This is a genomic window from Niastella soli, assembly GCF_017742245.1.
GTDB lineage: Bacteria > Bacteroidota > Bacteroidia > Chitinophagales > Chitinophagaceae > Niastella > Niastella soli.
This window is the reverse complement of sequence record NZ_JAGHKO010000001.1, coordinates 2,136,820-2,154,382: the sequence shown is the minus strand read 5'-3', so window position 1 is coordinate 2,154,382 and position 17,563 is coordinate 2,136,820. Positions and strand designations below refer to the sequence as shown.

Annotated in this window: 11 protein-coding genes; 3 read left to right on the top strand and 8 right to left on the bottom strand. The window is 45.4% G+C overall.

Features of this window, described 5'->3' with window-relative positions; all coding sequences use genetic code 11:
- Positions 1-41: 41 nt before the first annotated feature.
- The 3 genes from ispF to porU form a co-directional block, all read right to left on the bottom strand.
- Positions 42-518, bottom strand: a complete 477-nt coding sequence (gene ispF / locus J7I42_RS09005) for a 2-C-methyl-D-erythritol 2,4-cyclodiphosphate synthase (RefSeq protein WP_209138441.1) — start codon at positions 516-518, stop codon at positions 42-44.
- A gap of 105 nt (positions 519-623) precedes the next feature.
- Positions 624-1,793 carry a type IX secretion system outer membrane channel protein PorV gene (gene porV / locus J7I42_RS09000; RefSeq protein ID WP_209138440.1) on the bottom strand — a complete coding sequence of 390 codons (1,170 nt, stop codon included), beginning with the start codon at positions 1,791-1,793 and terminating at the stop codon, positions 624-626.
- A gap of 179 nt (positions 1,794-1,972) precedes the next feature.
- On the bottom strand, positions 1,973-5,344 hold the full coding sequence (gene porU, locus J7I42_RS08995; RefSeq protein WP_209138439.1) for a type IX secretion system sortase PorU: 3,372 nt from the start codon (positions 5,342-5,344) through the stop codon (positions 1,973-1,975).
- Positions 5,345-5,699: 355 nt separating this feature from the next.
- On the opposite strand from porU, the gene J7I42_RS08990 reads away from it, so the two are divergent.
- Positions 5,700-7,283 (top strand): SUMF1/EgtB/PvdO family nonheme iron enzyme, encoded by a 1,584-nt coding sequence (locus J7I42_RS08990; protein WP_209138438.1) that lies wholly within the window; start codon positions 5,700-5,702, stop codon positions 7,281-7,283.
- Between the two features lie 122 nt (positions 7,284-7,405).
- Positions 7,406-8,689 carry a UDP-N-acetylmuramoyl-tripeptide--D-alanyl-D-alanine ligase gene (locus J7I42_RS08985; protein WP_209138437.1) on the top strand — a complete coding sequence of 428 codons (1,284 nt, stop codon included), beginning with the start codon at positions 7,406-7,408 and terminating at the stop codon, positions 8,687-8,689.
- A 9-nt stretch (positions 8,690-8,698) separates the two neighbouring features.
- Here J7I42_RS08985 and J7I42_RS08980 read toward each other — a convergent pair whose 3' ends face one another.
- The 3 genes from J7I42_RS08980 to J7I42_RS08970 all read right to left on the bottom strand — a co-directional run bounded on the left by J7I42_RS08980 (position 8,699) and on the right by J7I42_RS08970 (position 11,591).
- A complete protein-coding gene (locus J7I42_RS08980; RefSeq protein ID WP_209138436.1) occupies positions 8,699-9,571 on the bottom strand; it encodes a CHAD domain-containing protein in 873 nt (290 codons plus the stop codon).
- Between the two features lie 191 nt (positions 9,572-9,762).
- The gene (locus J7I42_RS08975; RefSeq protein ID WP_209138435.1) at positions 9,763-10,926 is read right to left on the bottom strand and encodes an O-succinylhomoserine sulfhydrylase; all 1,164 of its coding nucleotides are present in this window, start codon (positions 10,924-10,926) and stop codon (positions 9,763-9,765) included.
- A 230-nt stretch (positions 10,927-11,156) separates the two neighbouring features.
- On the bottom strand, positions 11,157-11,591 hold the full coding sequence (locus J7I42_RS08970; RefSeq protein WP_209138434.1) for an OsmC family protein: 435 nt from the start codon (positions 11,589-11,591) through the stop codon (positions 11,157-11,159).
- A 69-nt stretch (positions 11,592-11,660) separates the two neighbouring features.
- On the opposite strand from J7I42_RS08970, the gene metX reads away from it, so the two are divergent.
- Positions 11,661-12,671 carry a homoserine O-acetyltransferase MetX gene (metX, locus tag J7I42_RS08965; RefSeq protein ID WP_209138433.1) on the top strand — a complete coding sequence of 337 codons (1,011 nt, stop codon included), beginning with the start codon at positions 11,661-11,663 and terminating at the stop codon, positions 12,669-12,671.
- Positions 12,672-13,161: 490 nt separating this feature from the next.
- On the opposite strand, the gene J7I42_RS08960 is transcribed toward metX, so the two are convergent.
- Both J7I42_RS08960 and J7I42_RS08955 read right to left on the bottom strand, forming a co-directional pair.
- Positions 13,162-14,361: an MFS transporter gene (locus J7I42_RS08960; protein ID WP_209138432.1), complete on the bottom strand. Its 1,200-nt coding sequence runs from the start codon at positions 14,359-14,361 to the stop codon at positions 13,162-13,164.
- 148 nt (positions 14,362-14,509) lie between these two features.
- Entirely contained in the window at positions 14,510-17,557 is a 3,048-nt protein-coding gene (locus J7I42_RS08955) for a TonB-dependent receptor (protein WP_209138431.1), read from the bottom strand.
- Positions 17,558-17,563: the final 6 nt, after the last annotated feature.

Here is a 17,563-nt window from a genome sequence, read left to right as displayed (position 1 = left end):
GTGATAATCTGTTAATATGCTATTACTAATGTGCCTGCTTCTTAGCCAATCGGCGCCAACAGTATGGTAGCATAGGCTACCAGCCCTTCTTCCCGACCTACGAATCCCATTTTTTCGGTTGTGGTGGCTTTTACAGAAACATCATCGACAGTAATTTCCAGGATACCGGCTATCACACTGCGCATTTGATCGGAATATTTTTTGATCTTGGGCGCTTCGAGGCAAATTGACGAATCTACATTTATTACCCGGTAATTGCGGGCTTTTATCAATTCATAACTTTTCTGTAACAGAATCTTGCTGTCGATATCTTTATAGGTATTATCTGTATTGGGAAAATGCACGCCGATATCGCCCAGGGCCAATGCCCCCAACAGGGCATCGCAAATAGCGTGTAGCAATACATCGGCATCGCTATGCCCCAATGCCCCTTTATGATGGGGAATTCTTACACCACCTATCCATAGATCCCTGCCTTCTACTAATTGATGAAAATCTATACCAAAACCTATTCTCATTTTACGAATGTTGAATATGTGCTAATAGTTGCCCCCGGTCACTGCCGGTAAAAAAAAAGCGTCCCGATAAATCGGGACGCTTCAAATATATTCAGATTAAGCTAATTATTCGGCATTTATATCATCGAGGTCGAAGATGAGACCAAAACGCAGGGTATTCGACAATGGGTTACGGTTCACGCCTGAGCCAGAAGGCACAAGGTATGAGAAGTTCAAACCAAACACATTGTATTTAACGCCCAAACCAACGGTGAAATATTTACGGTTGCCCTTGGTTTTATCTTCATAAAAATAACCGGTGCGGAAAAAGAACTGATCGTTGTAATTATACTCTGCACCCAATGATATCTGAAACTCTTTTAATTCTTCTTTAAAACCACCGGGGGCGTCGTTGAAAGAGCTGAACCAGCTGCTTACACTGGTTTTGTTTCTGTAATCAGCTACCCGGGGATTGTCAATAGCGCTATCGCCAGTGAACGTGGGTGGAGTGGGTACCAGTAATTTATGTACATCTATACCAAAAGTTATTTTATTGGCTTCGTCGAACGCTTTGGTATACGTTGTTCCGAAGCTTAAGTTAGCAGGGATATAATCCTTCTGGGTTGCATCGTTCGTATAACCGATCTTTCCGCCCAGGTTGGTAAGGGTGGCGCCGAAGTTAAAGCCCTGACCAGCTTCGTCTGTTCCATTATAAAAGAACGACAGGTCACCAGCTACTGTGCTACCTGGTTTATACGTGGTACCGCTTTGAGCCAGGTTACCAGCCAGGTTTGAGTGAATGTAACGCAAGGCTACACCCAAACCGATCTTATCAGATAATTTACGCGTATAACCGAAGTCAACACCAAATTCGCGAGGACGGCCAGAGCCGAAATCGTTACCACTGGCATCTGTGAACTGGATATTACCAAGGCTGAAATAACGCACAGAACCCGCCAGGGCCGCATCTTCATCGAGTTTGTAATATCCGGCGAGCGCCAGCAGATACACATCATTTAAGCCCAGGTCTTTTAACCAGGGCGTATATGTTAAACCTACACTGAAGTTCTTTTGAGCGAAAGGTACTTTAGCCAGGTTCCAGAACGGCGCATTGGCATCCGGACTGGTAGCCAGCCCCAAATCCCCCATACCGCCAGCACGGGCATCAGGTGATATCCGTAAAAAAGGGACAGCAGTTGTCACCACATTTATAGGCTGAGTTGTTTGGGCATTGGCAGAAATTACACCCAACGACAGGAACATACCTACAGTTAGTTTCAAGAATTTTCGTTTCATTTTTGAATTGTCTTTAAGGTATCAGACCGCTTTCAACGTTATCCTCAATAGCAGGTTTGGTAGAATAAAGTTTACCCTTGCTTTTGTATTAAAGCTTGTTGATGCGGAACAATAAATAATTTAGGGTAAATTTTCCTGTCGATAGATTGGCTAAAATAAGTTATTTGTAAAATTAGGCACTATAAGATAAACAATTTTTCCAGCTTTTCCGCTGCTTTGCCGTCACCAGTTTGTACCCGTAAACGGTAAATATACACACCTCTTCCGATTTTATCACCATAATCATCGGTCCCATTCCATTCACAGTCACTCGAACGGGTTCCAGTCGAAAATATTGTCCGCCGAATGGTTTTTACCAATTTTCCGGTAATTGTATACACTTGTATTTGTATAAGTAGTTCTTCCCCAGGGCGGTTATGCTCAAACCAGAACGCAGTGTGTGTCGTGAACGGATTAGGATAATTTAATACATGGTCCAACGCGAAATTTTGCTGGTTAACCACCCTGAAATCGAGGGTGGCTTCCCCTGAATTATTCGCTGCATCCCAGGCTTTTATAGTGAGGGTATGCGCACCCGCCGTCAACAGCGGTAACTGAAACCGCACCATTCCCTGGCGGAAATTATTAAGGTCGGCCTCATAAAACTCATTCAGCACATATTCATTTTTTTGATCATTATCAAGAATTGCCACCAGGTCGTGTCCGATACCCGTTCCAAGGATATTTATACCTGATGAATCGGCAAGTTTCAGTATCAGTATTGGCCGGTCGTTGGTAATGCTGCCATTTACAAACTTCTCATCATTTAAATAAGCCTTTATGGTTGGACCAAGGGGGTCCACCACCCCATTTCCTGAACCACCTATTATAATATTGTTTAAAACGCCATTGCCATCTTTGGTACCATTTTCCCCGTAGTAACTGATCTTTCCGTTACCGTACTGATAACTAATGTCTTTAGGAACTATAAAACTGAAGGAAAATCGGCCATTATTTACACTGGCTTTCCCTTTAAAAAGAATATTCTTTTGCACTTGCACGGGCACGGGCAGACTGCCAGCATCGTTGCCCAGGGTATTTACAGTTTGCGCCTTATCGAAAATAGTGGGGTAAATGGTGCCATTAAAATCATTGAGGGTATTGCCCACATTGTCCTGAACGGTGCCGCTGATGGTGTACTCGGATAAAGCTTTTAATGTATCAGGCGTGCTGGTAACCGCATTTCCGTTTATGGCGGTGGTCTTTACCTGATAAACCGGGAAGGCCAGGGTAAGGGCCGGATCGCCCAGCAAGGTGAATTTGCGGTTATTCACCACATCACTGGAAAAGGTATAGGTAATATTTTTAGCAGCACGTACTGCTTCGCCCAAACTGCGGTAACTGCTATCGGCTTTTCGTTGAAAGGCCGTTTTCAGATAATTTTCATTCATAACCCGGTTACTGAAGGCAAACACCACCCGGGTGGTGGCCATTAGGGCAATTGCCCCTGTTTTTTCACGCAACAACAGGTTTTCGCCAATAGAGCTTATTAACGGATTATCGTAAGGAGCCACATCGCAGGTAGCAGTTACGAACAGCGGTAGTTTGTTAGGGTTGTTGAAAGAATTGATAATATCCTGGTCGAGCACCACTTCTTCTGCCAGCCGGCGGTAACTGCCATGGCCTGAATAATTCCATACCAGGGTGCCGCTGTATATTTTATTATTGATGGCCTGGTTCACTGCGGGGTACCGGCTTCCGGCAGAGTTGCTTTCCTGTGGAAAAGCGTCGAGATAAATTTTATCGATGTTCTCCTGGGGCGAGGCGGCGCTTACGGCCCGCGTCATGGTTTCGGCATCATTCAGGTGCAGGTTATTGTCTTCATCGTCTGCTATAAAAGTGCATTCATTGCGCCAGGGACCCAGGCTCTTTGCTTCATGGTAAGCGAGGATCTTGTCGACCATGGACTGGGCTTCCCGCTCATTTTTAGCAGGTATTCTGCCAATGCCTATGTCGAGCAGGTTGGTACCTGTTCCATTAATATCTTCATTATCGCCCAGGAAGCCGAAAAAGTCGTCGGAGGTACATGTTGCCAACGGATCGAGGGCGATCGGGCTTTCCCAGCAAGGCACCAGGTTGGTGTTGTTACTGATGCGGGAACGGAAGTCGAAAGAGGCATCGCCCAATAGCAGCAGATATTGGGGGGATTTGGATGAATCGCCTCCAGCCCGGTCATAGTACATTTTTACAAAATCGCGCAAGGCTGTGGGGTCGGGTGAACCTGATGAAAATTCATTATAGATCTGATCCACCGTTACCACCTGGGTGGAAAAGTTATCGTGCTGCTGGTGATATTGCGCCAATCGCTGGGCCTGCCCTAACAGGCTGGGGTGGGTGATAATAATATATTGGGGAATGCTGCTGCCGTGTAAGTTTTGATTGGGTACGCGGCCTGCCGCGCCGGGTGTTAAAAAACCATTGGTAGTGAAGGCGATGTATTCGTGTAATCGGCTGCTTTCGTTCACAAACCGCCATTCGCTTCCATTGAGCCCCCCCTGCATTTTTACCGGTTCCAACCAATTGGTTATATCCCATACCTGTATGCCGGCAGTAGCATTTTTTATACTGAAGCTGCTCACTTTACCCGGTCCTACGCTGCTCCAGTCGCGGAACTGCAACTGGTTGATGCCATTCATCGACAGATCTACCCGGGCTATGATCTCGAACCAATCGAGCCAACCCTGACTCCCCTGGCTCCCAGGTGTATAATCGAACCGAACAGTAAGCGGTGTTTGGGTGGTGCTGAAGGTGGCCGATGACTGGGCAGCCGTGGCAAAGGCATCATATAAGCCAGTGCCGGTAGCTGCCAGGTTTACCTGCATAGCAGATTGATTATTAATGCTTACAGAAAAGCGGCTGTCGGTCCCAAAAGAGCGGGCCACACAGGCAGCCCTGATGGTCGCGGCATCGGGCAGCATATTGGGCATATTCACTGTATAGCTGTGGTTCAATACTTTACCACCGTTGTTCGAATATTCTTCGCCATACCATTGCCGACCGCTGCTGAGGAAGTTCACCGTATCGAGCTCATAAAACCAGGTTCGGGTACCTTGTGTTACCGTGGTGTTTGGGGCGGCAGAATAATTATTGGTAGCAATTCTCTTACCGTTTTGTCCAACGGACAGGTAATACCAGCTTGTATCGCTATATATATTTCTTTGATGGTAAAACGTTTTGTTGATGGAATCCTTTGTCCAGGCATGTGGGCCAGGAGCGTAGAAAAGAATATAGTCCGACCCGTTCAACTGGCCATCACCGCCGTCTTCCACCCAAATAGCATTTTCCACCAGGTCGTCGGGCACGGTGTTCAATGGTTTTTCGGGCAATAGTTGGCCGCCATTACCATACAGCTTTATACCCGAAGTGGTAAGACCGGACGTATTTAAGCCAAGGGAAGTAAGAAATGGGAGGTCGATCTTGTAAATGCCGGGAGAAATTGTAGAAATTTTATACCAATTACCCATCGCCAATACAGAATTGGCCGTATATGAACGTTGAGACAGGGCTTGCATACAAGTAAATACACCTATGCCAGCCATCATAAGGTGGATAAAAGGTCTACCGCGCATTTGGTCAAAAATAGTTTATTTTATACCATGAATCCGGTAGGAATGAGGTACCGGGGAAAAAATAATCCTGCACCCTGAGCCACCCGGCTCAATTATTGAATAGTGGAAAACACGGAAAAAAACACATAGCGATTTTGGCAATTTAACGAGTCTAAAACGCCTGTATAACAGGTTGTTTTACTAAAAACAGGTATATTCGCCATCCCTATAGTTTTGTGGAAAAGCAATCAAAAAGAGATACAATATTTGATCTGTAATAGCGTTTAACCAAATTGAACTAAAGGCAAAAGTCATCAAAATGAATTTGAAAAACCTATTTATCGTATTATCCTGCGCAGCTGCGGTAACTGCCTGTAAGTCCAACAAGAAAGAGAAATCTGACGTTACTGGTTGGAATTACAATGATAAAAACATGGGCGGATATCAGGTATCCCGCGAGAAAGAGCAACGTACTGGTCCCGGACTGGTATTTGTTCAGGGCGGTACCTTTACCATGGGCGCCACTGAAGAAGATGTTATGGGCGACTGGAATAACATTCCCACCCGTAAAACTGTAAACTCTTTTTACATCGACCGTACCGAGGTTGCAAACATTCACTACCGTGAATATTTGTACTGGGTAAACACGGTTTTTGATGGTGATGAATATAAAGATGTACGCACAGGTGCATTGCCCGATACGTTGGTATGGCGCAGTGAGCTGGCCTACAACGAGCCTTTGGTTGAATATTATTTCCGCCACCCTTCTTACAACTACTATCCAGTAGTAGGTGTAACCTGGAAACAGGCTCATGACTTTTGTTTATGGCGCAGTGACCGCGTAAACGAAAAAGCTTTATACGACAAAGGCTTTATCAATAAAACAGCTCTGAAAAATCTGCAGGGTCAAGGTCAGGAGAATTTCAATACCAAAGCTTATTTGCTTGGTTTAACTACTCCTACTCCCGGCAACCAGGTTCGTTCTAAAAAGAACCCTTTAAAGAACCCGAACGGTACTCCCAGAACTCAGGTAACTTTCGAAGACGGTATCCTGTTACCGAACTATCGTCTCCCAACAGAAGCTGAGTGGGAATATGCTGCAATGGGTCTGGTAGGTCAGAACCCTAACCCCAGCAAAAAAGAAGGAAAACGCGGTGAGGAGTTGATCACAAACAAACAAGTATTTGCCTGGACACAAAATGTAAACGGTTTGCGCGATAGCCGCCGTGGTCAATGGCAAGGTACCTTCCTCGCTAACTTCAAACGTGGTAATGGTGATAACATGGGTGTGGCCGGTGGCTTGAACGACCGTGCTGTATACACTGCACCTGTTACTTCGTTCTTCCCCAACTCATTTGGTATCTATAACATGTCAGGTAACGTGAGTGAGTGGACTGGTGATGTTTACCGTCCGCTGTCACCCACCGATAATGATGATGTATCTCCTTATCGTGGTAACCGTTATCAGAATGTATACAAGAATAAAGACGGTGAGTTTGAAAAAGATAGCTTAGGCCACGTTAAGACTACTTATGTAACTGACGAGGAAAGCAAAAACCGCCGTAACTATCAAAAAGGTAACGTAATCAACTACCTGGATGGCGACTCAATGATCACTGGTGTAGCTTATGGTACTATGGATGTTCAGGAAAACCTGAAAACAGGCCGTGGTTATGGTGTAAGCACCCTGATCAGCGATAAATCACGTGTAATTAAAGGTGGTAGCTGGAACGACCGTCCTTACTGGTTAAGCCCCGGTACACGTCGCTTCCTTGAAGAAGATCAAGGTAGCTCTACTGTAGGTTTCCGTTGCGCAATGGATCGCTTGGGTAGCCCTGAAGGTAATGGCCGTAAAACCGGTATCAATTACCCCACAAGACGACAAAATACCAGAAAACGATAATAGGTTTTTCAAATTCTTACAAAGAGCCTCTCGAGAAATCGGGGGGCTTTTTGTTTTTTGGAGAAGAAGGTGATTTGCAAGGTGCCCGTTAACTTGTCAGCCCATTAACCTAAATTTGTATCATGACCATTGATCAACTCTACAACATATACCGGCAATATCCTTCGGTACAAACCGATACCCGGAAATTGAAAACAGGCGATATCTTTTTTGCATTAAAAGGACCTAACTTTAACGGCAATGAATTTGCTTCAGCTGCCCTGGACGCCGGTTCGGCTTATGCTGTGGTAGATGATCCCAACCTGGCGGGTACTAATACCCGCATTATTGTTGTAGACGACGTGCTAACAACTCTGCAACAACTGGCCAAACACCATCGCCAGCAGTTTAATATCCCTTTTATTGCCATTACCGGCAGTAACGGTAAAACAACCACCAAGGAACTGGTGCACGCCGTGTTAACGAGCGGTTACAGGACCTACACTACACAAGGCAATCTAAATAACCATATAGGTATTCCACTCACAATTTTATCGGTAAAAGCCGATGCAGAGATGGCGGTAATTGAAATGGGCGCCAACCACCTCCACGAAATAGCCAGCTATTGTGAATATACGTTGCCCACACATGGCATTATTACCAATTGTGGTAAAGCTCACCTGGAAGGATTTGGAAGCATTGAAGGCGTTCGAAAAGGAAAAGGCGAGCTGTACGATCATCTACGCGCCAATAACGGCACCGCCTTTGTAATGTGGGATTATGACTACCTGCATACCATGAGCAAGGGTATTCCCGCTATTATCAAATATGGTACAACAGATACAGCCGATATACAGGGTGTGGTTAAACAAAGCGAACCCTTTCTTAGTCTGGCCATGATAAAAGGAGCCCACATACCCTTTATAAACAGCCAGCTGGTAGGAGCCTATAATTTACCTAATATTCTGGCAGCTATAGCAGTGGGCACTTACTTTCAACTGTCAGCTGCGAAAATAAAGACGGCCATAGAAGCATATGCACCCTCCAATAGCCGGTCGCAGTTAATTGAAAAGGATGGCAATAAATTTATTCTGGACGCTTACAATGCCAACCCTACCAGCATGCGGGCAGCCATAGAGAACTTTGCCGCCATACAGGCGAACAACAAAGTATTGATGCTGGGTGGCATGGCCGAACTGGGTGCAGAAAGCCTGCAGGAACATGAAGGCATAATAAATCTCATAAAACAACATCCCTGGAAAGCTGTAATACTGGTAGGCGGTGACTTCTTACAAATCGATCACCCCTTTATAAAAATGGCTAATTCAACAGAAGCGGCTGCCTGGTTTAAGGGACAACAATTTTCTGATACCTATTTCCTGATCAAAGGATCGCGCAGTATGCAGATGGAGAGGGTTTTGGGTTGAGTTGACCTTTTAAAAAGCATGCTCCACATGTAACTCCTGTACTTCATACAGTAATTGTCGTTGCCGGGCTTCTTTTTGATGCAGCCAGTTTATTTGCAGATTGCGTAAAATGTGTTGCTCCTTATAATCACACTTACAAATATAACTAGGTTGTAGCAACGAAATGGCCAGACACTGATCGTTAAAATCGCCCAGGGAGGAAGCCATCTCGTTTAATTCCTTTTCACTCTTCCAACCCCGGAAAGGAAACGGGATGCCCCAATCGCTCTTGAATATGCGGATACAATAAATGATATCTTTTATCTGTTTGCGAATGGAATGAAGGTCTTTTTCGTTTTCGGCAGCGAGGAGTAGAATATGGATAGCTGCTATTTTCTGATGCATGAACTGTTTAACAGTATCTTCCTGCAACTGCCGCGGTAATTCTTTTATAATACCATGCAGTAACTTTTTGAAGTGCGTGGTCTCAATGGCATGAACAGTTTGTTCCTTATAGGTAAACACCTGACGATGCCAGCGATGCATACAATCCGGCAACTGATCAACAATACCAACGTCATGCAGTTCTTCGAGGAATAACTGCCAATCCCTTACTGTACCACAATGGTGATACAACGATTTCAGTTTATCAGAAATGTGCAGATCACCCGCATCTTTTTCCAATTGCAGCAAGCGTAAAAAAGCCCGTACTTTTTTATAATTGACACGCAGGTCGTGAATATCTTCCTTATCAAAAGTTCCCGGCAGCTTTTTGCTGTGTTTTTCAATATTGCTGATGTGTTTATCAATCACTTGTTCCAACGCCTCCCTTTTCATCTGATATTTTTTATTTTTCGGGGCCTGATGCCCGCCCGATGACCGGTCGGACAGGGAATTTGCCATGCCCAATTTTCTATAAGTTACGATTTTCTGAGGGGTCCATAAAAAAACAAACGGGTTGGAGAACCAACCCGTTACCAGCTCAATTTTTAAAACTTTTTATTATGAAAAAGAATCAGTCCTAAAGTTAATCTACAATTTAGGTTTATACTATGATAGCAGGCATTCAAATCAATGATTATCGTCACTGCTAATTAACAATTTTCAAGCGCTTGCCGGATATCGCTTATAATATCATCGACATGTTCGAGTCCCACGGAGATCCTGATCAGACCTGGAGTAATGTTAACGGCCTGTCTTTCATCTTCGGTCAGCTTGGCGTGAGTGGTACTGGCGGGGTGCGATGCTATGCTTTTTGTATCGCCCAGGTTGGCCGTTAACGATAACATTTTCAGGCTATCAAGAAATTTTCGACCACTTTGCAAACCGCCAGCCAGTTCAAAACAAACTATTCCGCCGCCATTCTTCATTTGTTTAAGGGCAATGCGGTGCTGGGGATGACTGGGCAGGAAGGGATATTTTACATACTTGATCTTGGGGTGTCCTTCAAGGGCCTTGGCCAGTTGCAGGGCATTGTTACCATGGCGCTCCATACGCACATCGAGCGTTTCGAGGCTTTTGCTCAAAACCCAGGCATTGAATGGAGATAATGCCGGTCCGGTACTGCGGCAGAACAAATAAATATCTTTTATGAGTGCTTTTTTCCCCACAATAACACCACCGAGTACCCGGCCCTGGCCATCGATCCATTTAGTAGCTGAATGTACTACCAGGTCAGCGCCAAAATCAATAGGTCGCTGATTTACCGGAGTGGCAAAACAATTATCTACGTTCAGTAAAAGGTTATGCCTTTTAGCGATGGTTGAAGCGGCCTCCAGGTCAACCAGCTCAAGTCCAGGATTGGTGGGCGTTTCAATATAGATCATTTTGGTATTGGGCTTGATCGCCTTTTCCCATTCTTCAGGTTTATCGGCCGGTACATAGGTATATTCAATCCCAAACTTCGGAAGGTATTTGGTGATAACGGTATGGGTGCTACCGAAAATGGCGTTGCAGCTCAGCAGGTGGTCGCCGCTTTTCAACAAGGCCATAAATGAGCCAAAGATGGCGCTCATGCCCGATGAGGTAGCAAAACCAGCCTCAGCGCCTTCGAGGGCTACCATTCTATCGATAAACTCCTGTACCGAAGGGTTACTGAAACGACTGTAGATGTTATCGTCGGTCTCATCGGCAAAAGCAGCCCGCATATCTTCGGCATTATCGAAGCAGAAGCTGCTGGTTAAGAACATGGGGGAAGAATGTTCCATTTCATTGGTACGGTCGGTTTGAATGCGTATTGCTTTGCTTATTGGATGCATGTTCTTATTGAGTTGGATAGTTATAGTTACAAGATACAGGGGCGTCTGTAGCAGTTCAGGTTTTCAGGTTCAGAGTCCCTGGTTCCGGGGGCTCGGGTCCCTCCTTCTCCGTAATGCTCCGAACGCACATACCCAACGCTTCGGTCGGGATGCCGACATGTATCGTCGGCATGCGACGCAACGTCAGCCGATAGTAGCACCGCTGCTGGCCCCAAAATTATTTATACCTGCTAAGCCTTCTGACTCTGATTTACCCGTACTTCCCATTTCAGATCGCCACCGGCGCGACGTAAGGTTTCGGCAACGGAGCAATATTTGTCCATCGACAGCTCGCAAGCGCGTTTAGCCTTGTCGGGGTCAATATTTCCGGTAAGTTCAAATACGATGGTAATGTCTTTCCAGATGGAAGGCTCTTTGCCGGCTTCGCGCTCCCCTTCTATTTTCATGCTGAACCCTTCAATGGTTTGGCGTTGCTTTTTCAAAATACTCACGATATCGATACCGCTGCAGCCTCCCAGCCCCATCAGCAGCATCTGCATGGGCCGAACACCAAAATTTGTTCCGCCACCCTCTACGCTGGTATCCAGGCGAACGGTATGTCCATTAGCGTCTTTCGCCTCAAATCCATAATCCCCATCGACCCTTTCCAATTCAATTTTTATCATGGTAAAGATTTTTGCAAATGTAATTCATGCAGGCATTTACTTTGCACCCTTAATTATAGCCAGGGGCCAATGAAGCAATTTGAATATAACAGACCTTTTAAACTCGAAAATGGGCAGGAACTGCCTTCATTAACCATTGCATATCACACATATGGGACGTTAAATGCCGAGAAAAACAACGTAATATGGATATGCCATGCACTTACTGCCAACTCCGATGCGGCCGACTGGTGGCAGGGAGTGGTTGGATCTGGCTGTGTAATTAACCCCGAAACGCACTTTATTGTTTGCGCCAATATTCTGGGTTCCTGCTATGGGACAACAGGCCCATTGAATATCAACAAGTTAACCGGGAAGCCATGGTTACACCAATTTCCGTTGATCACCATTCGTGATATGGTAAATGCCCACATTTTGTTGCGGAAACACCTGGGGATCGATAACATTCACCTGTTAATGGGTGGTAGTATGGGCGGGTACCAGGCCATGGAATGGAGCATTATGGAAAAAGAAGTGATCAAAAATCTGTTTTTGCTGGCCACTTCCCCCGCCGAAAGCGCCTGGGGAATTGCCATACATGCTACCCAGCGTCTGGCTATTGAGGCCGACTGCACCTGGCAACAGGATACTCCCGAAGCCGGACAAAAAGGGTTAAAAGCTGCCCGTGCAGTTGGAATGCTCACCTACCGTAATTATGGCATTATGGTGCAAAAACAAACTGATGCCGACACCGAAAAGTTAAATGACTATAAAGCCGCCTCATATATCAATTACCAGGGCGAGAAACTGGTAAAACGCTTCAACGCCTATAGCTACTGGATGCTTACCAAGGCCCTGGATACCCATCAAATTGCCCGCGGCCGCGGTGGTGATGTGGAAGCCGTGCTGCAAAGCATTGACCAACGAACACTGCTGATCGGTATTTCCAGCGACATATTATGCCCCCTGGAAGAACAACGCCACATGCAGCAACACCTGCCCAATTGTACCCTGGTTGAAATTGATTCCGCATATGGGCATGATGGGTTTATGGTGGAAGTTCAGAAGATCAGTGCGGTACTGAAGGGCTGGTTGGAATAAAATCTATTTATAGCACGATAATAACCGAAGCGATTACGACGCAAGTTGTAATCGCTTTTTTAATTGATCTAACGCTTTTATACCCTGGTAGAAATTATTATTTTGGCCGAACTATGAAACTCCGTATCCTCTTTTGTGTGGCCCTCTTGTTAACCGTAAAATTTTCTGTGGGGCAAAAAAGCCTGCAGCCTGCGCCGCACCCCGCCCTTCATCGTTTGTTCAAAAGAAGCAGTGTTTAAAATTGACCTTCATACTCAGACTTATGGCGGTGTTCCGGGCGAAGGACTCGTTAAAATGATAAATCTGCTATTGATGAAAAAGCAGGTTAAGGTGCGGTTAATACGAATAAAGTATGACGAAGAATATGGATTGTTTGAACCGGAATATATATCTATTCCTGAATAAATATGGCGTTTATTGCCATCAACTGGAGAATGTGGCAAATTTGTTGGATTGCACACCAAAGCAATAGCGCTGCTCGGGTGGATGTTTACTTTTTAACATCTGTCCCCTTTCCATAAACTACAAAGACCAACGTACCCACTACCCCAAAAGCAGCCGCTGTAAACAAATTGAAAGCAGGGTTTAGCTTCCAGATAAAGCCTCCGAGAAATGCAGCAAAAGAAACTATAAAGTCACGTACAAAATAATATAACCCATACCCGCGGGCTTTTGCCTCTTTTGGGCACAGATCCAGTATGATGGCCTTCCTGGTTGGCTCGCCAAACTCTTTTAGTCCACGAATTATAAAGGCGATAATAAGTGCAGGAAAGCTTTTACTAAAGAATAGGATCACCGGAAAAACAGTAAAGAAAATAAACGTGATCACCACAAAGGGCTTTCGCTCGGTCCGGTCTGAAAAGCTGGCCACAGGAATATAAATTAAAGCGGCAGTTATCATTTCAATGGCGGTAAGCAATCCAAACCGTTCGGGTGAAACCTTTATAACATCCAAACACCAGATCACCACAAATACATATGGGATCTGTTCACAAAAGCGAATGAGTATATCTGAAACCAACAGATTCTTTAGCCTCACATCCATTTGACGCCACAAGGCCAAGGGATGAATTGGCTGATAAACAGTCGCAGAGGTATCTTTACTAAATAACTGCAGCAGCATACCCAGCACACAGAAGATAAGCGATATAATAAAAGCTGCTTTTATTCCTGTGATCAGTCCATACGAAGTGATCAAAACCCCGCCTGCTATTGGCCCAATGGCCATTGGAATACGTCTGACAATGGCATGCATGGAGATGCCCATGGCAGTCTTTGAACTATCTAGCGACTTAGCAATAAGCGACATACTCGCAGGTAAGGAGATGGCACTCCATGCTGAAAAGAAGATCATTCCAATAAAGACCGCTATCCAGTTTGTAAAAAAAATGGCAATCAGGTAACCGGCAATAGCCATGAGGTTGAAAAGCAGAAAAGACCGGCGGTGTCCTAACTTATCGGCCATGTAACCACCCGGCAATGACCAGAATGCACTCAGAATATTTTGTAAAAAGCCAAGCGCACCAATGATGAGGGTGGTTGCCCCAATACCTTCCAGGTATTTTGGAAGGAACCGGTCCCACAACTTTTCACCGGTAAGCATTAATAAAGTGAGACAGAAGAGATAAACAACGCTTCTCTTTAAACCAAGGAATTCTGTCACCCGACGAATAGCAGCACTGTAAGCCATATTATAAAGCTACGGAGAGATTTTGGAGGGAATTGGTTTAACGGCGTATCCAGTTGGGGGTGCACAAATACCGGTATATGCACAAAAAATACCCCCATCCCGGTTATCCCAGGACAGGGGCTGACTTTTATTTTTAACCGTACTTATTCTACTTCAACAAACCATCGATCGTAAACGCTACATAATACAAACCACCGATGGTTGGTCCGCCCGCATATTGAATATAGCGGTGGTTCAACAGGTTGGCGCCGCCGGCTTTGATACTCGCATTTACTTTTGGTACGCGATAGGTAACCTGTGCATCTACCGTTTGGTAAGCGGAAATGCGGCCTGTTACCAGCGGGCTCTCCCACAAGAAAGAATCCTGCCAACGCCATACCACATTAAACCCTACATTCTTGAACACTTCGCGGTTGCCAAATGACAGGTTAGTGGACCATTTTGGGGTATTGAACCCTGTTACAAAGATGTCATCGGTTTTATTTGATTTCATTTGATTGAAATTCAAATTACCGGCTACTGTATATTTCTTAAAAAAGTTCCAGGTTACACCCAAGGCCGATCCATAATTATTATAAGTGTTCTTGGCATTGGTGTACACACGATACCGTTCCTGGCCTTTACTGGCTGAATTACCGGTAGTGGCATCAGCTTTAGAAACATCGCGGTTGCGATCGAGCATAGCAATCACGGCTGCATCTGATCCTACTGTTTCACCAATTGGTACAAATACCTGAACCTGCCCCAGGAAGCCAACATATTTGTTGGTATAAGCATCCACATCAATGATGAGGGTATTATCCAACAACACGCTTTTATAACCAATTTCAAAAGAAGTGATCTGTTCGGGGCGCGCTTTGGGCAGGTTGGCCCATTGCAACAGATCACGGTTGGCCAATGCGGCTGCATCGCTATTACCTTGTGATGCTACGGCGGCGTTAAAGCTAACTACCGACTGCTGGGTATAACTGTTTTCCAGGTAGCCCAATCCTTCATTGATATAAGATAAGCTGCCCACGCGTTTTACGCGGCCATTGTTTACGTATGACAATGCTTCAAACAAGGCCGGGAAGCGGTATCCTTGCTGATAAGTGAAGCGAAAATTATGACGTTGATTGACGGTGTATACTGCCGCCAAGCGGGGGGTGAATTTGGGATCAAATTCGGGATTGTAATCATACCGTAATGATCCAAACAATTTCAATTTATCGTTGAAAAGGGTTTTGGTAACCTGTGCAAAGCCGCCGAATTTTTTATAATATACGTTACTGCCAAAATCGCTGCTGTCGGGCACTTTACCATCTACCACTACCGGTTTGTTGCGGTCTGCAATAGGGCGACTGAAATCAACGAAATTATTTCCATCAGGGATCACTTCGTAAATACGGGCATCGCCACCAACCAGCAGGTCAAATACTTTGGTGTATTTTGACAGGTCCCACTGTGCTTCGGTGTGGTACATGCGGCTTTTTTGTACCAGAGCTGCACCACCGGTTGAAGGTGCATCGGGAATGGTGCCTGATTTTATATCCCAGTTATTGATCTTGGTAATGGTGTTCTTCAATGCATCAAACTCGGGCGTACCCGGCTCAACGCGACCGGCATCTGCTTTTCCCCGGGCATACACATTGGCTGCTGCCAGGTTAGCGGATGTTAAATTGCCGCCATTGTTCGCAGCATATTCTAGCAGCGCATTTTTATATTTGGTAGCCCAGGCGGTTTGCGAACCACCGCTCGCCAGATCAAGGTTATCTGCCAGTGGTTTTACGTTATAAGAGTCACCCGTATTTTCGATTGACATATAACTGCGGATTACATAATTGCTACCTTTCAACTCCAGGTGATGGTTTTGCACTTTTACATTGTCGAGCCGTATTTTGTTACCGCGTTGAAATACGCCGTCCATTTGGCCAAAGCGGTATGAATAAGATAACTCCGCGTTTTCAGTTATGCGGTAATGTGCCGCCAGATCAACTTTCAGGTTGCTTACTTTGGGGCTTACCAGGTCGGTTTCCCAATAACCGCTGCGTACTACACGCAAAGTTTGGTTGGGTTTATTATCAATGGTCAACCCGCTGATAGCAGACGTATTACTACCTGCCAACGCATCGTCACCATATTTATTCCAACCGTCGAAGGCGGCGTTGTTCTCGCCATTCAAGGATGGGAAGTTAGGGTTCGCGCTTTTTAGGTTGTTCGGGTTTTGATCGAGGCGGGTATTGGAACGCCAGTCGATCCCCTGCATGTAACCCACGTTTACCTTGAAGGCAAATTTATTATGGAACAGCGCTTTTGCATACCTGATGGCCGATTCGGTCAATAATGCAGGCGAATGATCGATGCCATCAACATGGTTAACACCAGTTTTGTGGTAAAGGCTCAACCCCTGGCTATTAAAAGGATTCTTCGTTAGCAGGTTAGCCATCCCGTTTATCGCATTCATCCCATATAAGGCTGAAGCGGCACCGGGTGTAATTTCCACGCTTTGAATATCCAACTCGGTGGGGCCAATGGCATTTCCGAGAGGAACACCCAATGTTGCAGCCTGCATATCCACCCCATCAACCAACTGCATAAAGCGGAAGTTGTTGGGGATATTAAACCCACGGGTATTGGGTACTTTAAAGGTTAAGCTTGACGTGGTCATTTGTACGCCCTTTACATTTTCCAGGGCGTCGTAAAAGTTAGGCGCCGGGGTTTCTTTGATCGCGCGGATGTCCAGCTTCTGAATAGCTACCGGCGATTTCAAAATGCTTTCCGGTACCCGCGAAGCAGTTACTACTACTTCATTTCCCAGTACGGTTTGGGTTACCATAGCCACCTGTAGCTTGGAACCGAGGCTTTTTACTTCCAGTTCCTGTGGTTTAAAACCTACTGAAGTAAAAACCAGGGTAAAGGGCAATTTCTGCTTGGTACGCAGAATAAAGCTGCCGGTATTGTCAGTAATAGTCCCCGTTACCGATCCTTTTATTTGTACACTTACATCGGATAAGGGTAGCTTTTTTTCATCATTGATCACCGTTCCGGAGATCTCGATCAATGCTACGGTTTGGGAAATAGCTGAAGAACACACCAACAGGGCTACAGACGCTAACACACCATACTTCAATTTGTTAATGCGGTTCATTTTGGGGAAGAGGCCGTTGTACAAAGTTTTGGTCACAAGCAGCCAACCTGTTGGAATTGCTGTTTTCATTGTTGT

Excerpts from the sequence above, each read along its gene's own strand:
- ispF (WP_209138441.1), bottom strand. The coding sequence starts at position 518 with ATGAGAATAGGTTTTGGTATAGATTTTCATCAATTAGTAGAAGGCAGG.
- porV (WP_209138440.1), bottom strand. The coding sequence starts at position 1,793 with ATGAAACGAAAATTCTTGAAACTAACTGTAGGTATGTTCCTGTCGTTG.
- porU (WP_209138439.1), bottom strand. The coding sequence starts at position 5,344 with ATGCAAGCCCTGTCTCAACGTTCATATACGGCCAATTCTGTATTGGCG.
- J7I42_RS08990 (WP_209138438.1), top strand. The coding sequence starts at position 5,700 with ATGAATTTGAAAAACCTATTTATCGTATTATCCTGCGCAGCTGCGGTA.
- J7I42_RS08985 (WP_209138437.1), top strand. The coding sequence starts at position 7,406 with ATGACCATTGATCAACTCTACAACATATACCGGCAATATCCTTCGGTA.
- J7I42_RS08980 (WP_209138436.1), bottom strand. The coding sequence starts at position 9,571 with ATGGCAAATTCCCTGTCCGACCGGTCATCGGGCGGGCATCAGGCCCCG.
- J7I42_RS08975 (WP_209138435.1), bottom strand. The coding sequence starts at position 10,926 with ATGCATCCAATAAGCAAAGCAATACGCATTCAAACCGACCGTACCAAT.
- J7I42_RS08970 (WP_209138434.1), bottom strand. The coding sequence starts at position 11,591 with ATGATAAAAATTGAATTGGAAAGGGTCGATGGGGATTATGGATTTGAG.
- metX (WP_209138433.1), top strand. The coding sequence starts at position 11,661 with ATGAAGCAATTTGAATATAACAGACCTTTTAAACTCGAAAATGGGCAG.
- J7I42_RS08960 (WP_209138432.1), bottom strand. The coding sequence starts at position 14,361 with ATGGCTTACAGTGCTGCTATTCGTCGGGTGACAGAATTCCTTGGTTTA.
- J7I42_RS08955 (WP_209138431.1), bottom strand. The coding sequence starts at position 17,557 with ATGAAAACAGCAATTCCAACAGGTTGGCTGCTTGTGACCAAAACTTTG.